Origin of the sequence: Mastigocoleus testarum BC008 (assembly GCF_001456025.1) — a bacterium.
GTDB lineage: Bacteria > Cyanobacteriota > Cyanobacteriia > Cyanobacteriales > Nostocaceae > Mastigocoleus > Mastigocoleus testarum.
Window position 1 is genome coordinate 17,629 of record NZ_LMTZ01000165.1, and the last position, 21,398, is coordinate 39,026.

At 36.8% G+C, this 21,398-nt stretch carries 12 protein-coding genes; 3 read left to right on the forward strand and 9 right to left on the reverse strand.

The window, feature by feature from the left end:
* Window positions 1–106 precede the first annotated feature (106 nt).
* The 6 genes from BC008_RS44275 to ndhM all read right to left on the reverse strand — a co-directional run bounded on the left by BC008_RS44275 (window position 107) and on the right by ndhM (window position 9,520).
* Entirely contained in the window at window positions 107–757 is a 651-nt protein-coding gene (locus tag BC008_RS44275; protein ID WP_027841874.1) for a hypothetical protein, read from the reverse strand.
* 151 nt (window positions 758–908) lie between these two features.
* Window positions 909–2,486 carry a CHAT domain-containing protein gene (locus BC008_RS44280; protein WP_027841875.1) on the reverse strand — a complete coding sequence of 526 codons (1,578 nt, stop codon included), beginning with the start codon at window positions 2,484–2,486 and terminating at the stop codon, window positions 909–911.
* A 178-nt stretch (window positions 2,487–2,664) separates the two neighbouring features.
* Complete coding sequence (locus BC008_RS52565; RefSeq protein WP_058184820.1) at window positions 2,665–5,247, reverse strand: PP2C family protein-serine/threonine phosphatase; 2,583 nt, start codon at window positions 5,245–5,247, stop codon at window positions 2,665–2,667.
* Window positions 5,248–5,303: 56 nt separating this feature from the next.
* Window positions 5,304–5,465, reverse strand: a complete 162-nt coding sequence (locus BC008_RS51040) for a hypothetical protein (protein WP_201026240.1) — start codon at window positions 5,463–5,465, stop codon at window positions 5,304–5,306.
* Between the two features lie 2,070 nt (window positions 5,466–7,535).
* Entirely contained in the window at window positions 7,536–8,810 is a 1,275-nt protein-coding gene (locus BC008_RS44290; protein ID WP_235596023.1) for an esterase-like activity of phytase family protein, read from the reverse strand.
* A 350-nt stretch (window positions 8,811–9,160) separates the two neighbouring features.
* A complete protein-coding gene (gene ndhM, locus BC008_RS44295; protein WP_027841876.1) occupies window positions 9,161–9,520 on the reverse strand; it encodes an NAD(P)H-quinone oxidoreductase subunit M in 360 nt (119 codons plus the stop codon).
* Between the two features lie 1,110 nt (window positions 9,521–10,630).
* On the opposite strand from ndhM, the gene BC008_RS44300 reads away from it, so the two are divergent.
* Complete coding sequence (locus BC008_RS44300; RefSeq protein WP_027841877.1) at window positions 10,631–10,912, forward strand: Npun_R1517 family heterocyst differentiation transcriptional regulator; 282 nt, start codon at window positions 10,631–10,633, stop codon at window positions 10,910–10,912.
* 1,648 nt (window positions 10,913–12,560) lie between these two features.
* Here BC008_RS44300 and BC008_RS44305 read toward each other — a convergent pair.
* From BC008_RS44305 to ctpB, 3 genes are all read right to left on the reverse strand, one after another.
* Window positions 12,561–13,256 (reverse strand): response regulator transcription factor, encoded by a 696-nt coding sequence (locus BC008_RS44305; RefSeq protein ID WP_027841878.1) that lies wholly within the window; start codon window positions 13,254–13,256, stop codon window positions 12,561–12,563.
* 261 nt (window positions 13,257–13,517) lie between these two features.
* Window positions 13,518–14,495, reverse strand: coding sequence for a glycosyltransferase (locus BC008_RS44310; RefSeq protein ID WP_027841879.1), 978 nt, complete (start codon window positions 14,493–14,495; stop codon window positions 13,518–13,520).
* Between the two features lie 532 nt (window positions 14,496–15,027).
* Window positions 15,028–16,362 (reverse strand): carboxyl-terminal processing protease CtpB, encoded by a 1,335-nt coding sequence (ctpB, locus tag BC008_RS44315; RefSeq protein ID WP_027841880.1) that lies wholly within the window; start codon window positions 16,360–16,362, stop codon window positions 15,028–15,030.
* A gap of 975 nt (window positions 16,363–17,337) precedes the next feature.
* Here ctpB and BC008_RS44320 point away from each other — a divergent pair.
* Together BC008_RS44320 and BC008_RS44325 are read left to right on the forward strand one after the other, a co-directional pair.
* Window positions 17,338–17,961, forward strand: coding sequence for a YdcF family protein (locus BC008_RS44320; RefSeq protein WP_082650754.1), 624 nt, complete (start codon window positions 17,338–17,340; stop codon window positions 17,959–17,961).
* Between the two features lie 100 nt (window positions 17,962–18,061).
* Window positions 18,062–20,965, forward strand: a complete 2,904-nt coding sequence (locus BC008_RS44325; protein ID WP_027841882.1) for an NACHT domain-containing protein — start codon at window positions 18,062–18,064, stop codon at window positions 20,963–20,965.
* Window positions 20,966–21,398 lie beyond the last annotated feature (433 nt).

Sequence of the window (21,398 nt, forward strand, 5' to 3'; positions counted from 1 at the left end):
TAACACACTATTGCCAACTTATGCCTCAAAAGAAGATAAATGCCTCTTGCAGGCATTATTATCCTGTCGGATCAATTAGATAAATAAATATAAAAAGCTTAATCTTTTATTCTGGAGACTCAGAATCTTGTAGTTCTTGCAGCGCCTGATAAGCAACCATTAGACTTACTCTGGCTTGCTCAACTTCTGACAAAGCAGACCACTTGCGTTCGTTCAAAGATTTAAGTGCAGATTTTGTTGAAGGAGTTTCACCATCTCTCATCGCAAAAGCATAGGGACGTGCCATTACGTTTAAATCTTCTGCAGCCCATTCGGGTAATACAGCTTGGACGCACTTAACAAGTTGTTCTCCCAAAGATTCTCTCGACTTAAACGTATTTGTGGCTTCCAGGGCGATTTTCTCTAGCCATTCTTGGGGGACGTTTGCAGAGAAGGCTGAAAGTAAACTTTCTTTAAGATTAATCACAACCGAGGATTTTGTCTTACACTTGTAATACGAAGTATTGAAATTTTGTGACCAAAGATTATCTAATCGGTTGTAAAAACTACGGGAACGTTCAGTGATTTCCTCTTCTAGAACATCTTGCATGACAAACTGTTTTTCAACTTCGCAAAAATATTCTTCTGAATTTTCATCTGCTGGATTCCAAGGATATGAATTATCTTCAGCTTCTAACAAAGTGGAAAGTAATTCTAAATCTGTGGGCGAAGGAAGTGAATGCATGAAGGATTGAGAATTGTCATTGTTGTTAATCATCTGCGATCTCCTAGGTGGTTTAATTTGGGGTATTGACAGCTACAGCTTCGCGGACTTGATTTCCGTAAAGAGAAAAGAATTTTCTAATAAATAAGAATAATTTGAGGGATATGAAAATATAAAAACAATATCTAATCAATCAAGGGTGTTGTTACGAATCTTCGATTACAAATTCCCAAGGGTGAGAACGGGTACTACCAAATTTTAATTGTGTACCAGGTTCCAAGGTGACTTCTTGACGATGGATTTGTTGCCAACCATTGGAGCGTAATATCCAGGTTGTACCGTAGGTAGATTTTTCCTGTAAATAGTAAGTTCGCACAGATTGAGAACCATTAAAAATATTTCTGCATAAAATTTCAGCGTGATGTTTGGATACAGAAGGCGCTGGGATAACTATGTCATTTTCGATTGTACGACCTATGCGGGTAATAACAGGGCGCAATGTCCAAGTTTTACCATCGCCAGATGTTGGGCGTAAACAAGCTACATGAGATTGGGAAGCGAAACCAGGGAGCGAAGTTTCGGGAAGTTCTGTATTTCCTTCTTCAAATGTTTGAATTAGTTCGCCGTTAAAATCTGGATGCAAGTAAAGTACGGGTAAAGTCCAAGCGGGTTGATTAAATTTATAAATAGTCAGCAATTGTTTTCTTGCATCTGCAACTGCTTCATCAATAGGTTTGCGTGCCCGAATTGCTTGAGAAAATGCTTGGATAAAGGTGTGTGATTCGTGATCTGCAATTTTGTCTCGCATGCCTAGAACGGCAGGGACGCCCTGTCTAATCATCACCTCTGCCAGACTACTATAAGGCACTGCTTGGCGATCAATTGCTGCTGGTTGTGCACCCCAACAAGCATTGAATACAGCAAGTTTAACCCCCGTCCGGCTTAAAGCTTGAGCTAGTTCCATCCCATTGAAGGTGGAATCTGGTCCTAACAAGAGTAGACCTCCATCTGGGTCTGGTAATCCATGACCAGCATAGAAAAATACATTGTATACTCCGGTTTTTAGTTCAGAAATTAACTCTTGGGGTGTTGGCTGTACCAGTGACTTCACCATACAGGGAACATTAATATACGAAAGATTTCCACCTAATGTATTCCCTTCTGCAAGAGTTTGGCTGAGAATCTTAGCCTCTTCTTCTAACTGCAAATCATCATCTTCTCCCAAAACCAACAAAATATTTAACCCCGGATCTTTTCGCAAAATTGGTAGCGGTTCAACGTTGCATGTTGTGCGGCTGAATAATAAATTTTGGGACATCGACATTGGAGAACGACCTGCTTCTCGCTGCATAGTCTCCCAAGGAAGAGCAATCAAATCAGGGTCGCGAATTTCCAGACGAAAACGCAAACGGGTATTTTTACCGTTAGCGATACCACGACTGTGTTCTAGGCTAGCTAGAATATTCCCCTCAAATACCCAACGCCACAAACTGATACCTAAGTGCTGCATCAAGCGGCTGCTATAACTACCTCTTTGTCCGCGAGGAAGTATTGGCTCAGGATTGGCATCAGGATTTTGAGAAGATAAACCGCGTGGAAGATCTAGACGGCTGTGTCCAGAAAACATCTGACACCATTCTCCCCAAACCTCATTTAAACTTGCAGGCCATACACAGTCACGGAGAACGTTACCACTTGGATAAGGGGCATTTACCACCCAAATGGCAAAGTTATCTGTACCGGTATTTTGAAGACGGGAAATCGCCAAGATTAAGGATGGCATGGATTGGTCAAAACAAAAATGCTTCGGATAAATTCAAACAGATAAAATCAAAAAAAATAAGTTAAAACAAATAAATTTAACAGATAATCTTAAATAAAAACCTAAAAGGTAGAATTTTTCACCTTTAAGATTGACAATTAAAAATCTTACTCATATATTTTTAGGTTCCCATACCAGTTTATCTACTTTTTGGTGAAGTGAGGTTGTCATTTCCAATAACTGGTGCTCCTGTCTGAGATGGCGATTGCGTCTCAGATGGAATTATTAGCGGTTGAGTTGTTGTTGATTCCCCCGGTTTTGTTGGAGATGTTTCATTTTCCAGTAGTGATTTCCCTTCTGGGATATCTTTGTTGTTGAGTTTCAAACATGGACTGTTATTGGAATCTTTGAGATCTGACGGCTTTGAGATGCTAACAGATTTAAGATTAATTTTCCCAGACTTAATCCACACCTCTTCATCGAGTTTGATTGAAGATGAATCGTCAGTGAAACTAGGAGTGGTAGTTTCTGCTGGTGAAATCTCAGCTAGGGGAGTTTCCTTAGGAAAAGCTTCTCCAAGTGAAGTATCAGGAGACAGGGTTTCTTGAGGTACGGGAGCTACAATTGGACTCTCTGGAGAAAAGGTTTCTTCAGGCAAGGCAGCTACAATTGGACTCTCTGGAGAAAAGGTTTCTTCAGGTACGACAGCTACAGGTGGACCCTTGGAAGATGAAGTTGTATTCTCATCACTACCTGTATTTCCACCGATACTACAGACCCGTAATTTCAACCAATGTTCATCTAATACTGAATTTATAGATCCATTATTTTTTAAAGGTTCTTTGCTGACAACTTGCAAGACCGTTCCCTCAGGCAACATTACAGGTGAAAAATTATCTTCACTTATAGCACTATCAAGTGGTAGTTGTTTGCTAAACTCCAGTTTTTCTCTCGTTGTAAATTCCGAATTTACTTGTAACTCTAAATTCGGGGTTGGAAGGGTTTTAGCTGTACTTTGTTTAAGTTCCGGTTCTGGAGATCTTGTAGCAGCAGGTGCTGGGGATTTTCCCTTTTCCCAAGGCTCAGGTAGTTTAAATTGCATTATGAAATAACCTAACAATCCACCACCCAAGACAAGGATAGGTAATATCAATGTCAAAGGAATTTTAGCTTTCCTCAGAGGTATAGTATCGGGAAGAACTTTTGTTTTTTGGTTGGGACTGTTGGAAGGAGTGCTGGTATTTAATGTTGGTAAAGAATGGGCTGTGGAAACTGTTGTGAGGTCGGCTAATTCCGGCTGTAAAGCCGACTTGGGTTCGGAATAATTAACCTTGTAGTGTAGCAATGCGATGGTGACATTATCATGTCCGTTTTCTACATTGGCAATCTCGACTAATTTATTTGTTGCCGTCGCTAAATCTTGCTTGCCTGATAATACTGGTAGTATTTCTGTTTCCCAATGCTGTTCTACCCGGTCAAAATCGCTCAAACCATCGGAGCACAGTAAAAATATCCCATCTTCATCCAATACAAACCGCTGCACTGTTGGATGCAAAGACAAACTGGGACTCATACCCAGTGCTTGAACCAAGGAACCCGAAGCAACTTGTTTCAAAGCATCTCTATAAACGGCATATCCCAAACGTACTTCTCGCGACGCAACATCATCATCGAGAGTGACTTGATAACATCCATAGCGAGTTATCCAATATGCACGACTATCACCGACATGAGTCACATAAAGTTCATGACCTATAGGTAGCGCCATCACCAGGGTCGTACCCATGCGCTTTCGTCCTTGTCGGTTTTCGTTGTCGTTACGTTCGCTAATTTTATCGTTTGCAACGGCTACCGCTTTTTCTAAATCGCCCAGCAAAATTCCTGGTTCGATGTCTTCATCGGAAAATCTATTTAATTGTTGTAATTCTTGTTCTATGGTCTTTATTGCCAAATTAGATGCAACATTTCCACCTTCGTGCCCACCTATTCCATCACAAACTATACCCATAGCTTTAGATTCGGGGGGCTTACTCAATATTCCCTTACTTGAGGGATAACAAGCATCTTCATTACGTTGGCGACTAGGACCAGTATCCGTTTGAGTGGCGATTCTAATTTTTAATGATTGTGAATTTCCGACTTTTTTTAATCCGCGATCTAACAGTAAAATTAATTGTTCGCCAGATTTAACTTCTCCATCAATCAACAGATGGCATATTTCACCTAAAAATTCAGCGATCGCGTTTCTGGCAAATGGTAGTAGCCGGGAGCGCCAAAACTCACCAAGTTGTGCAAGGGTGACAATATCCTCATCTTGACGCAACTCCAACAGACGTAGGATTGGTCCTTCTACCCGCATTAAGTGAGTTTCCATCAGCGTGGAAGCAACCCCTTCACTCGCAAGTGGTTGCCAAATATTAGCTATTTGCCACAACCAATTGAGTTGGCGCATTGATGTTGCACCCCCCCAGGCTTTAGTTAATTCTTCTCGTAAACTTACTTCTAAATCAGAATCAATTTTCGGGAAAACTGGCGGATTTTCCAGAAGTAAGACATCTTGTGTGACACCCCCTCTCCTGAGGGGTAGTAACCCATATACCTGCGGAACCTGTAAGCGAAATGGAATTAATTTTAAATATGGTTTAATAAATTCTAGTTTTTCTACTGCTGGCGCTTGTACGGCTAAACTTGGTATTCGATCTAAAAGTACTGATTTAGCAACAACTAAATAGCGATCGGCTATGATATCACCAGGTTTACCCAGATTGACCTCATTTCCCACGACCCACAGGTAGCGTTTGCAAAGCGGTGTAGAGCATCGTTGGCAAAACTTGTGGCTTAGCGGGTTAGGTGCCTGACAAAGTTCATTGGGGCAATAAAGCGTTGCCGCGTCATTTTCCATAGTTTTCCCACCGATCGGCAATTAGCAATTCCTTCAAAAATATCATCTACGGCTTTCTCTACAGCCAAATTTTCCGTGTTTCGACCTGCTATGAGCAAAATATTAAATGAGGCTCATCTAACAATCTCGATTTCGAATGATAAGCAGTAATGAGCAAAATCAACCACCATATCTACCAACTCAAGACCTCCACTATTCATTTAAATATCTATTTACGTGCTTAATTGGCGAGCACCAGAGTAATTGAACAAAGCCTGTCGCCGAATCTTTAATTTAATATAAAGTGCATGTGACTTCAGAATAAGCCCACCCTAGCACAAAAATGCATATTGCCAGCTTCTATACTTATTTTATAAGTATCCGAGCAACAATAAGCTTAAATGAAAACAAAATCAAACTTATATAGGATTTTAATTATATAGAACAGATATCATTTGTTTTCAGCCATAGCCACGGAGATGGTACATAAATACACCCTCAAGTCTTAACAGCCAATCTAACACATATAATTACTAGTATTTGCAGGCAAGATAACAAAGAAAAAACAATTAATATTAACCTTATATATACAATCTGCTTTTACTTTCATAAATCTATTTGACTTCTATTTTTTTCAATTAAAACTATTTACCCATTGCTCTGAGGGAAGACTTATAATCCGCAGAATCTCATATTTCGACTCCTCTTGAGACATAATATGATTAAATCTAATTTTTTTAACAAAATTACCGGTTATTTACTTAAATCCACGATCCACGGGGAAATCAGTATTTATGAATGAAGGACTAAGCGGAATAATACTACTGTCAGAGGAAAGTATGCAACTATCAATCGGAAATGGCAACAACAAAATTTATTATCAGATATTTTGGTATTTACCATAAATATGATTATCTAACTCTAAATAATTGTGTTTTGTCAGCACTAAAAATTAATCATGTTTATATGGATAATTATCTATTATAAATATCAATTTAATCAAACAAATCTATTTGTTATTTAGAAAGATATAATCATCATTCTAAGCACTTATTATATAAAATATATTTTGCAATTTTAAATTCTTTCATTACTAAATGCCGAGATAGTTTCATCGGTAATCAAGGAAATGATTTAGTTAAAATAGAACATAAATTTTCTACTATCTAAATATTTGTGGTTTGATGGCCATAGCAATTTTAAATCATTCATCAAAACTAATATTGTAGAGGTATTTAATGTAAGTTCTCTGCAATATTTATCTATTTACAAATTAAATATGATTACTATAGTCTTAGTCTATTTAGATTCTTTAGTATAAATTAAGCAGCAATCACGTAACAGTAAATTTTATCTTAGGTATGCTTTGCAAATAGCATATTAACTGAATAGAATAGAGAATTAATTTCAAATTTTACGTCACAGACTAGAACCTGTGATGAAATGTTGAATGAAATATTCATTTTGATGCTTCAGATAAATTTTTAAAAAGTTCATAAGAGAAGCTTCAAATTGACTGTGAATACTATAAGGCAGGACAAACACAAGTATTAATTATTATGCGATTTTCCATTTTCCGATTTCTTCATCACTGGTCCATAAACTATGTTTCCATACAGCATATCTAGTTGAGATTGCCTTCAGCTTAAGTGAAAAACAAGGACTTAATCATACTTCATGCTATTATACGCAACAAAATAACCGAAAAATTAAATTAGTACTTAGTATCAAATATTGCAGACATGTGCGATATTGCATCTATCACAAACTTTAATAAAGGTGAACAACAAAGTATCAAGTCATATAAAAAATAATTAACAATTTTATAACTTATATCTTTAAATTAATTCTGCTAAATTAAATGTTTTTATTTAAATATTTTTGCTCTAATTTTGTAGAGATAATTAACTTATCCTCAGCTTAATTCGAACTTTCTGATATAAATAAGTACAACTTACCAACACTCCTTAAGAAGCGAGAAAAACATAAGACGTATAGATTAATAGTTATATAGCTTGCAAACGCCAAGATTAGTAATGAAGATTTAAAAATTCAGATCTTAGTGACTGAAAGCAAAACACTGGATATATAAAGCGTGCATAAATAAGACTATTTTTTTACTAGCGATCAAAATTATTATTGGTATTTATTACCGATAATGACCGCTTAGCGAACATTAATGCCGAACATTAATATAGAGGCTTATCTAACCTAATTAAAATAAATTCTGTATTATCTACCTGATTTGGAATACGACCTATACTATCGGCGTAGTTATTATCGTTAACAATCAGTAAATCTGTTGCGTTTATTGGTAGTACACTTTCGATTGTCACGAAGGGAAAGGCAAAAATACCATTGCGGGTGGCTTGACCGCCAACACCTTGAATGTCTTTAATCCTTAATAAATCTACTAATAACTCTTTTTTGACAAATCCTTGCGAATCTTTATTCTTAATATTTATTTTATAAATTCGTTTAAACTTAGCTGGCTCTCTAAATTTCCGATTATTAGGGTCGCCTTGTTCATGGTCTCGTTCGATAACAATAAATTCTTGATCACTGATGGCTGTTAGTTCCCCGATCGCGTGGCTACTGTCCTCTAATTTGTAAGCAAAAATCTCACTGGTATATTTTTTACTTGCAACATCAAATTCGTAAATTAGTAGACGTTGAGAGTTGGTATCTTCCTTGAGAGGACCTTCCAACATGGCATATAGTTTATCGCCACTGCGATTAAGAGCTAAGCCCTCAAATCCACGAGAACCACTAAGATTAGCTAAATTTTCTGCTTCCTTTCGCGGCAAGTCAACAAATTTTGGATTATCGGGAGACTTAATAAAATTTAATTTACCAACCCCCAATAGATTTGGTAAGGGAATGGGGATGTCCAAGAGTTCGCCATTTGGGTTCACGTGGAGCAAGAAGGGACCGAACTCATCTCCTAACCAATAAGTCCCATCATCTGCTTTTCGAAACGATTCAATATCAAAGTCCCCTCCAGTGAGCAAACGATTTTTACGGATAGCTGGACTAATGGGAATAGATTTATTGCTGGGATAAGTATTGCGATCAGCTACTATGGGAAATTGGAGTAAATTTTGCCTATCTTTGAGTTCTAAAAAACTTTTGCGGTTAAAAGATTTTAGTCGCGCTCCCGTTCGGAGATTGACAGGAAAAACTTTCCCTGTGACAAAATCTGCTTCCACTGCATAAATTCGCAGAACATAGTCAGGGGAATTACTTTTCCCTCCAAAACCATTATCTGAAACCAGCAAATAAGTATTTTTCTTCGGACCAGGGATTACAGCAGAAAAACCCTGAACTGGTTGAGCGTGGAGAAAAGGAACCGTACGTCTTGTTTTCTTGAACTGACCTGAGGTCGGTCCTGGAGCAAAAGTATCTGCAGCTAAAATTGCTCGACCAAGTAACTCAGCGCCCCAAGCACTATTCGTTGGCTGCAAGCAAAAAAATATTATCAAATACTGTACGAATCGTTCCCATGCCCAGAACCGAGAACTTTTTTGCCTCAGGAGTTCGCAGTCAAAACAGGTGAGAGCAAAGTTCAGGACGTTACAAAATTTAAATTGCAAAATTTAAACCCCAAAATTTAAATTACTAAACCTGTAACTCTGAACTTTTGTAGAAAAATTTTATATTCAAGATCTTTATACCTGAGATTCCTAGACTTAAGCAAGTAGAGGATATTCAAGCTTAAGGTCTTTAAGCTTTAACTTTCTGAGCTTTAACTCCTCAAGTTCTGAGCCTTTAAGACAAAACATTCTCAAGAATGAGATTCTCGAACTCAAAATTATTACTTATCTTCATCAACTGCTACTTGTGGTAGCCCCATACTGTAATTTGTAACGCGAGCAGTTAGATTATAACTAATTTCTCCTGATTGCAGTAGATTTCGGACATAATGCTCTAAATCAGAGCCAATACGACGTAAATTGTAATCTGTAAGGTCTGCGCCACTGTTAGCCTCTACTAGTTCATCAAACTTGTAATGAACCTTTTGCAGAGCATCTTCGTTCCAATTGAATTCATTGTCCGGGTCTATATCCAGAGTTAAAACTTGATTACTGGGTACGAGTTCTCCGTCTCGATCAATTTCCGCAGCGAAGATCCTGATATGTCTGGTCGTAGACTTAAGCAGCGTTGTGTTTTCCATCTTTGAGAACTGGGGTTTATGATTAATTAAACTGAAATTATTGTAGACCCTATCTTCAAGCTTGCCGACGTCTGATTCCTGGTAAATATAAATATTATCTATGGTTGTCGCTACCGAAATATGAAAAAACTTTTTGATTTACGTTCGAATAAAATTAAATTATTTACCTTGTGAAATTTTACTTTGAATCTGGTTTTTTGGGAAAATTACTCTTGATCTGGAAAATTATTTGTTGAGTTGTGAGCTAAATCAATTACCTTTCCCTCAATTTATTTTTTAATGGTCCTGAGATCGTTCAACTAGCTTCCGAAAACGTAAATAATTAATCGGTATCAATTAGTGAAACGAAGACTAAAGATAGACTGTTATCCTGTTGTCCAGTTTTTATTGAGGACGATCGCAACCAAGATTTTTCCTGCGATAATAATTGTCGTAAATAGTTTTGATTTTAAAAACAGGCCAATACACCTATACAATTTATCTGAGGAACTAGTTTCGTTAAGTGATTACTTTTTCTAGTTTTCGGCAAAAATTTTATTAAGAAGTGACTCAGCTCACATACATAAGGAGATTTATTTGTTCAGTGTATATATTGTCATTTCAAATAAAAGTAGTAACCAAATTCATTTATTTGTGAGTTGAATCTAGGTTATTAATAAATGCAAAAAATTAACATTGAGTAATTTTACGCAATCCTCTAACTACTAAGTTATAACTGAGTTTGATTAAAGATTATCAGCGTTTTCACTTACGTGCATTACCTAGCTTTTTAGTAAAAACTAAAACTGTTGTTGACGTTAAGAAAAACTTGATGTAAAAACCTTTAAAAAGCTCAAACAAGTTCACACAGAAACTTAAGCAGTATAGAATCTTAAAAATTGAATAATAGTTATGCTTTACTTAAGCAATAGATTCCATTTGTGTATCATGATCGGAATGCTGAAATTTTACTTAGGAGAAGACACTGGATAAAAAATGGGATACAAATATTCTTGAAGACAAGCGATCTTAAAATTGCACCTCTCTAAGATTGCAAGCAACATCAGAAAATTTTTGCTTTAATAAAGCTCCTTGCCTAAGTCACAACTCTTTACAGGAATCCTCAAAACTATGAACTCGAAAGCATTACCCCGTCAGATAAATAATATTGAGGTAGGTGTTTACGAATGTGAAGTACATCTCAAATTTAGGTTAATTGAGGAAAAAAGTCTGTTAAGCGATCGCGAGCAGCTGTTACAGGTATTACTTGATGCCTTAACTGAGGGTTCTGATGAATTTCTGGAAACATTACAAACTTATGTTAAAACTCGCGAAATCTCTGAACTAAAAGCATCTCCACAAATGCGACGTCAGTTAATGCGTCTACGTAATTCTGCTGACATTTGTCAATAGTTTTATCTTCAAGCCTACTAATATTAGCAAACACCTTGCTTGAGAATTGTGAATTTTTTTAAGCTTACTTGTTGCTTACTTATTTTCAAAATGATTAACTATGTTCAAATCAGAGTTAGCTTATTTCACCATTTCTCCTTTAATCTAGTGAGGATTTGCGATCGTTATCACCCTTAGCACTACGGATATATTTGGGTGTGCCTACTGACTAAGTCTTTTTCAGTTTCGTTTTCTATAGCCTTATCTTTTGCCTTGGGAAAGATCACGAATTACACAAAAGGAGGAAAAACTAATTCATCCATTTATTTAACGAGGAAGAGTTAGCAGTCGAAAAATAAAAGATAGACATTTTTATTCACGAAAATCTTAAATGAAGCTCTTAACGGACCCTGGAGTTATAATTAGCTCTAGTTTTGCCTAAGGATACTTTATTTGAGTTTTTGGTTTAAGCAATTATGGGAGTAATTTGACACTCAGGGAGTTGAAAATCTCTGAAAATGTCTGTTGCTCCCAAATCATTTAAATGTCAGGGATCCTTATCAAGCTATCGTCTTGTAGTCAGAGTCAGGGGGGCAGGGAACAAAAAAAATTGATTCAGTAATCATACGGGCAAAAGGTGAAATTATTTATTTTAATTTCCGTCTTTTTACTTGGGTCTTAGATTATATCATTTCTTATTAATTAATCTGAAGCAAAATTTTCTGTTCACCATTATCTTTTCTTATTGATTTTATCTATGCTAGTGTGAAGTAATTGATTAAATATTGATGAAACCTTTTTATTGCAAGCGATGTAGACTACAAGCAGGTGAGACTGGGTTATTTCTTGTATTTGAATTTAATATTTATTAAGTCCAAATAACCTTGTCCTTTGAATTGGATTAGGATTTACGCAAAATGAATGTATTTCCATCATTACTTATGACTAACGTCATGCAATAACTACATTACGCTTAGAAGACAGCAAATCTGTATGACTAAGGTCACGCTAAGACCGCTCAATAAGTAGAGCCTGCGGCGTCGTCGGTAAAGCCTCTGACTAACGTCACGCTGCACTAACCGCTAGGCGCGTTAAGCTTGCTGCGTTAAAACGCTAGCATCGCAGATGCTCATGTGGCTGAACACCATTATTTATTCTTATAATTATTTTTTCTTTAGGACTTTAGCTACAGGAAAATTCAAGTTCCAAGATTAAATATTCAAAATTTAAGCTTCAAGTCGCAAGTTTTAAAAGTAAAATTTCAAAGCTAAGGCTTCAAACTTAAAAAATTTTTATCTTAACCACTTTGTTAGGACTTCCCGAACAATTCTCAAAGCTTCATAATCTCAAAGCTTGATAAGTGAGTAGGTGAGAAAAAGTAAACTATGTAAAGAAACGTGAAATATTCGTATTTGGCTTGTAGTAGCGCTCGAGTGCTAAAGCGCTATTACAAACGAATTATGATTTTTCTTACTAACCTACTTAAACTAATGCTAAGTACTTTGATTTAAACTTGATAAATTCCAATACATAAGTTTTCTAGCTTCAAAATCCGCGCGATAGATCAATTCTTTAGGTGTTCTGAAGTCTTCTGCTAAATCCTAAAGTTCTGCAAAAAAGTTCTCCAAGAAAGTTTACAGCTAACGCTGCGCGAAACAAACAGCACTCCCTAATCAGCTAAACCATGTTCCAAAGCAAAGCGAACTAGCTCTGTACGACTATTGGTTCCTGTTTTGCTAAATAAGCGGCTGACATATTTTTCTACGTTGCGTACGCTGGTATCGAGACGACGTGCTATTTCTTTATTCATAAGTCCTTCTGCCACTAAGTTTAGGACACTTTGCTCTCTGGGAGTCAGGTCTATATTAAATGGAGGACTTGTCTGGGGAATAGCGTTTCTTTGTGTCAACAAAGCCTTAATTTGGGCAATTTGATTTGCTAATTCAGCAATATCTGGTGTTTCACTATCTTCATTTTTTGTTTGACTGGAACTTACGCGTCGCGTCAGTAAATTTTCAATAATTGCAACTAATTCATCTGGATCGAAAGGTTTGGGTAAATATCCATCAACACCTGCTTGATAACCTTGGATGCGATCGGAAGTCATTCCTTTTGCAGTTAGGAATATTACAGGTAATGAAGCAAAACGGGGGTCTTCTCTTAATTGTTTGAGAAATTGATAACCATCAACTTGTGGCATCATAATGTCGGAAATCACCAATTCTGGTGTATTTTGTTGCATCAACTCCCATCCTTCACGGGCGTTACTGGCTACTTGAACTTTGAAACCGCTTTCTTCTAAGTAATCTTTCACGGCTTCGCGCAGTCCCGGTTCATCATCTACCAGTAAAAGTTGTGCTGACATCTAGATTTTCCTTCACAGTATTTTTTCCAATTTAGCGAAATTTGATCGCCATTTGAATAATATATGCCTGGGATAGATATGATTTCCCAGATTTAATTATATTGATATTTGCATTTATCTTTGGCGTAGTTTGTGCATCAGTATTTAATAATTCTTAATTTTAATTTTTTTATCTATTAAAAAATTTTTTGGGTTAATAATTTTCTGGGTTAATAATTTTTGGGAAAATTATTCCTAAAAGTACTTGTAATTTACTAGGAATTATGAATCTAAGCACTGGATTATTTTCGCGTTTTCAGGAAGTTTAGCTTCTTTTTGACCGGAATAGCGAATCCTAGCAGTAAATAAACCGATAGGAGTGTTTAGTAAGTCTACGACCGAACTTTTAGTTGTAAGTATTTTAATGCTTTGTTGGGGTATTTCCTTTAATAACCAGCGTGTTAATCGATAGTAGTATTCTTTGTTTGGGATTTCTCGCATTAAATCTACACCGTGCAATTCGTGTAAATAGCGATTGGAACGTCCATATCTTCGCCATTGACTGGCTAATTCTCTAATTGAGGTGCGGTGACGATGTCGAACAATTGCATCAGAGACAAATTCCAAAGTGCCTAAATTTTGTTTGAGGATCCGCCAGCAAATATCAGCATCACCTCCGGTGGTTAAATAGGGACGAAATAAACCACTTTTTTCCAAAATTGTGCGTCTAATAGCTAAATTAGCAGTTTGACCGTATGCACAAAAAGGATGGGTAAGGGTATGTTTTTGAGATAATGTTTCTTGGCGATCAGCAAATTTTGCCAGTAAGTTTTTTTCTGGGAATGCGGTAATTTCTCCAGCGACGATCGCAACCTCCGATCTCATAAAAGGTTGGATCAATAATTCTAGCCACCGAGGTTGGGGACGACAGTCTGCATCGGTAAATACAATAAATTCTCCTCCTGCGGCTTGGATCCCTTTGTTACGAGCAGCGTAGGAACTTTGGATCTGATTTTCGCTTAATGGATGAATCTCTATCGGACAGTGTTCGGCTGCTGTTTCTAAAAAACTGAATGTGCGATCGCTACTATTGTTATCAACCAGCAGATATTCTACTAATTTTTTTGGGTAGGTTTGGGCTAACAAGCAACTGATTAATTCTGATAAGTCACTTTCTCCGTTATAAATAGGAATGACAACAGATATACGTGGGAAAAATTTAGTGCTTGTATTTGTCTGAGCAGAGTCACTAACATTCATAAATATAGGGATTGACATATGGACACTAATTTAGTATTCCCGTCGGAAAATTTAAAATCAGTAGCACACTCAGTTATCAGTTAATGCGCAATACTTACAGCACGCTTACGCTAGACCGCGCACTATTTTCTGTTCTTACTAAAAAATATCGCTACCAAGCATGTGGGAGAAATCACTTAAATCATCTCCTTTGCTGGTAACGTTACTTTCTCAACGCAATTAAAACGGAATTAAAGTTTTAGACTATTGAAAATTTCAGACCGCTCAAGTTTTAGACAATTAATTTTCCGGAAATAAACAACTGGAAATAAATAATTATATAGCGGATTACAACTAAGTGAGGGACGGTTCAAAAACTGAAAGTCAGTTATGAAGCGGATTCTACTCCTAGCTCCTGTCTCCTGCTGTGCTTACACTCCGCCCCGCTAACGTCCGTAAGGACGCGACCTAGCGTAAGCGTACTGTAAGTACTGCGCATAATTCTGCTATAAGTACTAATTAGTTAAATAGCTAAGTGTCTACAACTAAATGTCTATAAGTTAAATGTCTGAGCACCAATAGGTTGTTCCGAAGGCTTAGTTTCCAAAGGCTGAGCGAATTTATATTCTGATAAAGCTCTTAAAGCCCGGCTGTAATATGGGTCTTTCGTTGTTCCCAACAAATTCGGATTTGTATCGAGCTGACGTCTTTGTGAATCCGTCAATCTTAAATCAACATCCGGAGTAATTCCCTTGTGATTAATATCAGTTCCTTTAGGGGTGTAGTAATGAGCAATAGTAATTGCAACTCCAGAACCATCAACTAATTCATGGACTGATTGCACTAAAGCTTTACCAAAGGTTTTAGTTCCAATAACCACCGCTCGCTTATTGTCTTTAAGAGCTCCGGTAAGAATTTCGCTGGCGCTGGCTGACCTATCGTCTACTAAAATAGCTAAAGGTTTATTGGTAAGAGCGGTGCGATCGGCTTGAGTCTGCTTGCTTCCTCCTTTACGATCCACCGTGCGAACAATATCGCCATCATCTAACCACATTTTAGCTATCTCAATACTTGCTCCTAGTAATCCACCTGGATTACCGCGCAAATCTAATACAAATTCATCAACTTTTTTCGCTTCTAGCTCGCTAATCGCTTTTCGCATTTGCTCTGCAGCATGACCGCTAAACTCCCGCAAGCGAATATAACCTACACGACGCTTACCTTCTTCCCTTAAAGCATAATTCACAGTTGGTACTTCGATGGTTGTTCTAGTCAACTTCACGTTGAAATATCTTTGACCTTGACGTCCCACTTGCAAGGTAAGAATAGTACCGACCTTACCGCGAATTAATTTGGATGCTTCTTCCAAGTTCATCTGGCGGGTAGGTTTACCATTAATTGCTAAAATTTCATCCCCTGCTTTAATACCTGCTCGCATGGCTGGAGAATTATCCAAAGCTTCAACTATGGTTAATTGCCTAGTTGTATCATCAAATTCCATACGAACCCCAATCCCAGAAATTTCACCGGAAGTCTGGGTGGTTAAGGATTTATACTGGTTAGGATCCATAAATCGAGTGTAGGGGTCGTTTAGACCTTCCAACACTTTACGGATTGCTGTATAAGCTTCTTCTTGAGAAGTATAGTCTTTACTTAATAACCTACGTCTAACAGCTTGCCAATCTTGTTGATTAAAAGATGAATCTACATATTCACGATCTACCAGTTGCCACACCTGGTCAACAATCGCTTTTGGACTATCCTGTAGTGCAGCCTTAACAGAACGACACCAAGCTAGACCAAATGCAGAAAATGTAGCCGTGGTGGCTATAACTCCACCAAGAAAAGCTACTTGCAGCGATGAGTAGGGTTTCGCAGATTGGTTCATGTATATTTAGCTGGATTTATCGTATTGTTGACAGTTTAACAATCAAACTTCAGAAACATTTATAAGTGTTTGTGCTTAATAATTAAGTTTTTATATTTAATAATTAGATTTTTATCCATTTTATTATTCACTATTTTTTTTCTTAAACAGTGAAGAAATTGTTTTGGTTTAGCAAAATATGCTGCGTTTGCTGCAGCTAATGGGAAATATAAAAACTTTTTCATAAAACTACTCTACAAGTATATCCTGATTTAACAAGACATTGAATGTATTAAATAATACTTGTAAAGTATGTTATGACTTTAACGAGCACGAACTATTTTTGCAGCTAGGTCATATCCTTACTATCTTCAGCCTTAATAACAGCATCAGTCTGAAGGATGAAAGCCAGGAAGAAACATAGCTCGGTATTAGTGATACGGACATTATAGGTTAGAAATTTAGATGGTGAAGGTAAACACGCAAAATTTAAATTTTTTGTGTGGAAGTCGAATACTACTTCCGCATAAATCCTGCTAAAAAATGAGGCATAAATTGCTTAAGTCTAAATTTATTTGAATATAAATTTGGCGGTCAAATTTCCTTCCAACAACTTGAAAGTATTTTAGAGGATGTTTCAAAAGTCATATTATTTACCTAATACATCTTTGTTCCCCTTAAATCCCCCTTGGTAAGGCGGACTTTTGCCCACTTTTTAATGGGGTTGGGGAGAAAATCAGCAATAATCGTAGGTAACAAAATATGCTTAAAAAACTCTCTCTTAAGTATCAATATTTTAGCGATTAAGCTACTTTTTATAAGATTTTTTATGAGACGAAAAATTCGCGATCGTTACAAGACTTACCGAAAAAAAAAAGGCTGATAGCAAGAATAATATACATCGGAGTAATATTCAAAAGAATAATTCAAAAATACTGGCGTCAATTAACTTTTTTATTTTTTATTATTTTTGGAAGTTGCTTCATTGTTAGCTTCATGACCCTAATGTCCGCATCTTCTCAGCCCGTAGATGCAATTTTTGTTTTGGGTGGTAGTATTCAACGGGAGATTTATGTTGGAGTGCAAGCAACAGAACATCCCGAAACTCCTATTTTGATATCTAGCGGTTCTCAAGACCCTTGTATTAAACTAATTTTTCAAAAATATCTAGCAAGTATGCGGTCGCCAAGTTTACAGTCAACAATTATAAAAAATGTATGGCTGGAAAAGTGTGCTAAATCTACTTTTGGTAATTTTTACTATGGCATTCCAATACTGAAACGCTGGCGCGTAAAAAAGGTAAAACTAGTAACTTCTAGTACTCATTTACCTAGAGCAAAATGGATGGCTCAAATTTTATTGGGTTCCCATGGAATTTGGGTTGAGCCAGATATTATCAATGAAAAGGGCGTTCCGGGTAATCGGGAGTCTTGGTTAAAAACTTCTTTGGATGTAACCCGTAGTTTATTTTGGGCGATTGTTAGTCAATTTAGGGAACCGGAATGTGGAAAGGTGATAAGACTTGCAGATGTTGATATGGATGAGTGGGTGGAGCGCGGATTTAAGTGTGAGCGTCAGGTTCAGATTAAGATTCCTCAGCCTAAAAGCAAGTCTCAATAGCACGTATATACAAGACTCGAAAATGTATTACTTGGTAGTGAATATTACCATATTTTTTAGGTATACTCCTAATTAAAGGTTATTAACTGTAATTTAAACTATGGATTTGTTAGTAGCTTGGGGAGTAGCGCAGGCTGCAGGGTTTGTTTTTAAGCCAATTTTGCAAGAATTATCGAATATTGCTAAAGATGCGGCGAAAGATTGGACTAAGGATTTATTAAAGGGTATCCCCAGTAATGTACTAAAGCGTTTGCAAAAAGAAGAGATAGATATTGCTGTAGGTAAAGCTTTAAAGGAGTTTTTGCTACTGGTACAACAGGAATTAGAAGATACAGATCTTGAAGATGAAGAATTGAAGCAGTTTATCAAGCCGTTTAAAATATTTATTGGTAATAAAGAGATTAAAGAAATCTTAGGAAATGCTTTTACTTACGAATGCAAAGTTTTAGATACGAAGAAGTTAGAAACTAAGTGGTATGAATTAGATTTAAAAGTATTACCAGATGAGTTTAATTGGAAACGACTTGGTAAACGCTATCTGAAAAAAGTTAAAGCTATTATCAGAGAATCACCTGAACTCAGAAACGTTCTAGATTCTCAAAACCTAGAAGTTATTAAGGATAATACTCAAGAAGTAGCCGGAATTATCCCCGATTTTGATTTAAGTCAATATCAAGAAGGGATTAGAGAACGATACGGCAAACTACAATTAGATAGTTTAGATACTAGCGGTTATGCCTATAACGAACTAAAGTTATGGCGAATGTTTATTGTGCAAAATGTTCGGGAGGTACACTCAGTTTTACCGCAGGTTTATGAAATTCCGAAAGAGCATTTGAGACGACTAAGGGAAAGTCAGCAAGCATCATCAGAAATTGAAACAGAAGATTTAGAACGCTACAAGAAAATTTATTTTGAGCAGCCCATACGTTCTGTATTAGAAATAGTTAATAATAAACAAATTTATAAATATACAGTTCTATTAGGCGACCCTGGTTCTGGAAAATCTACTTTATTACAATATTTAGCATTAAATTGGGCAGAATCGCCTTTAAGTAATTTAATTGACCGGTCAATCCCGTTATTGATTGAACTACGTACCTATATACGACGACGGGATGAAAAAGAATGTAATGATTTTCTTGAGTTTTTTCATAAATGTAGTGGCGTAGTGCATCATTTAAACCAACATCAACTACAAACGTACCTCAAAAAAGGTAACGCCTTAGTGATGTTTGATGGGTTAGATGAAGTATTCGATCCTGCTAAGCGAGAAGACATTATTACTGATATTCATCGCTTCACAAATGAATATCCTCATGTGCGGGTAATTGTTACTTCTCGCATCATTGGCTACAAACCCCAAAGACTACGGGACGCTGAGTTTAAGCATTTCATGCTGCAAGATTTAGAATCAGAACAAATTCAAGATTTTATCCATCGTTGGCACGAATTAACTTTTAATGATGAAGCAGATAAAATTAGAAAAAAAGGACGATTGCAAAAAGCAATTGAGAATTCATCGGCGATTCAGGAATTAGCAGGAAATCCCTTACTGTTAACAATGATGGCAATTCTCAACCGCAACCAAGAATTACCAAGGGATAGAGCTGAACTTTACAATCAAGCATCGAGAGTACTACTGCATCAATGGGATGTAGAACGTACTTTAGTCGAAGATAAAAGATTAGATCCAACAAGTATAGATTGTAAAGATAAACAGGCAATGTTGCGTCGAGTTGCCTATTTTATGCAAACCAATGATAGAAGCTTAGCTGGTAACTTGATTAAAGAAAGCGATTTAGAAAAGATTCTTAAAAATTATTTAAAAGTTATAGAAGTTGATAAAGCTAGAGTTGCTGCAAAGTTAATGATAGACCAACTCAGAACACGTAATTTTATGCTGTGTTATCTGGGTGCAGATTACTATGCTTTTGTACATCGTACGTTTTTAGAATATTTCTGTGCTTGGGAATTTGTTTGGCAGTTTAAAGAAACTCAAACCCTGACAATTGAGAACCTAAAAGTAGAGGTTTTTGGCAAGCATTGGATGGATGAATCTTGGCATGAAGTTTTACGATTAATTGCTGGCATGATTGATGCCAAATTTGTGGGACAAATTATTCAGTATTTGATGAGAATATATGGAGAAGAAGAGAATTTTGTCAATCTGTTTTTAGCAGCTGAGTGTTTAGTAGAAGTCCGAAATAGAAAGGTTATTATGTCTGTTGGTCAGCAGCTATTATTGGATCTTAAAAGACTAATTAATTATGGTATATACAGAGAGTTAGTCAGCCCGTGTACTGAAGAAGATAAGAATAGAATTAGAAAGATTCGCACTCAAGCAATTAAAGCAGTTACTAATACTTGGAAAGAACGCCCTGAAATCTTCATATGGCTTGAAAATCTTACCACTACTCATGACTCTTCTGATATTCGACGTACAGCAGTACAAGAATTAGCTCGCGGTTGGAAAGATAGTCCCGAGACTTTAACGTGGCTTAAAGAACGCGCCAGCACTGATAATTATTCAGATGTGCGATGCGCAGCATTACAAGAATTAGCTTATGGATGGAAGGATCTCCCCGAAACTTTAACGTGGCTTAAACAGCGTGCGACCATTGATGATGATTCAGATGTGCGATGTGCAGCACTAAGAGAGTTAGCTCATGGTTGGAGCGATCGCCCCGAAATCTTAGATATGATCCAGCAGTGCGCTACAAATAATGATTCTGGAAGCGTAAGACGTGCAGCAGTACAGGAGTTAGCTGGTGTCTGGAAAGAACATCCCAAGACTTTAGCTATTATTAAGCAGTGCGTCACCACTGATGATAATTGGGGTGTACGGCGTGCAGCTATACAAGAATTAGCCCGTGGTTGGAAGGACTACCCTGAGACTTTAGCGATTCTTAAACAGTGCGCGATCGCTGATAATTCTAGTAGTGTGCGAGGTGCAGCAATGCAAGAATTGGCTCGTCGTTGGAATATTGTCCTGAAATTTTAGCTATTATTGAGCAGCACGCTACTACTGTCAAAGCGATAAATTGTAGCAATTGTAAAAATTTAAATATTTTTCCGCTCAGTAGTCAAATTCAAATTAACTAATTGCTGCGAATTTATTTAGCCCAACACGCCTTGGATTAAAATCCCAGGCTTATAGATAAAGTCTGATAAATCAGACTAGGTAAGGGTTTATGTCCTGCGGACACGCTATGCTAAGAGTGCGTTTTAAGGTACTTAGTATATGAGCCTGGAAATTTATGATGCTGTTGGCGAATTAAAAAGGGGTCTGACCCATCAGTTCTAAATTGTATTAATTTTCTGGATTTCAGTCCCTTGGAACTGACTTAGGATTTTAGCCCACAATTTATTACAGGACATAAAAACAACGCAATATTAATGTTTTGAGGGCGAGGGGTTTAACCCTGTGAGAATTG

Excerpts from the sequence above, each read along its gene's own strand:
- BC008_RS44280 (WP_027841875.1), bottom strand. The coding sequence starts at position 2,486 with ATGCCATCCTTAATCTTGGCGATTTCCCGTCTTCAAAATACCGGTACA.
- BC008_RS44300 (WP_027841877.1), top strand. The coding sequence starts at position 10,631 with ATGAACTCGAAAGCATTACCCCGTCAGATAAATAATATTGAGGTAGGT.
- BC008_RS44325 (WP_027841882.1), top strand. The coding sequence starts at position 18,062 with ATGGATTTGTTAGTAGCTTGGGGAGTAGCGCAGGCTGCAGGGTTTGTT.
- BC008_RS44305 (WP_027841878.1), bottom strand. The coding sequence starts at position 13,256 with ATGTCAGCACAACTTTTACTGGTAGATGATGAACCGGGACTGCGCGAA.
- ndhM (WP_027841876.1), bottom strand. The coding sequence starts at position 9,520 with ATGGAAAACACAACGCTGCTTAAGTCTACGACCAGACATATCAGGATC.
- BC008_RS44275 (WP_027841874.1), bottom strand. The coding sequence starts at position 757 with ATGATTAACAACAATGACAATTCTCAATCCTTCATGCATTCACTTCCT.
- BC008_RS44320 (WP_082650754.1), top strand. The coding sequence starts at position 17,338 with ATGACCCTAATGTCCGCATCTTCTCAGCCCGTAGATGCAATTTTTGTT.
- BC008_RS44310 (WP_027841879.1), bottom strand. The coding sequence starts at position 14,495 with ATGAATGTTAGTGACTCTGCTCAGACAAATACAAGCACTAAATTTTTC.
- ctpB (WP_027841880.1), bottom strand. The coding sequence starts at position 16,362 with ATGAACCAATCTGCGAAACCCTACTCATCGCTGCAAGTAGCTTTTCTT.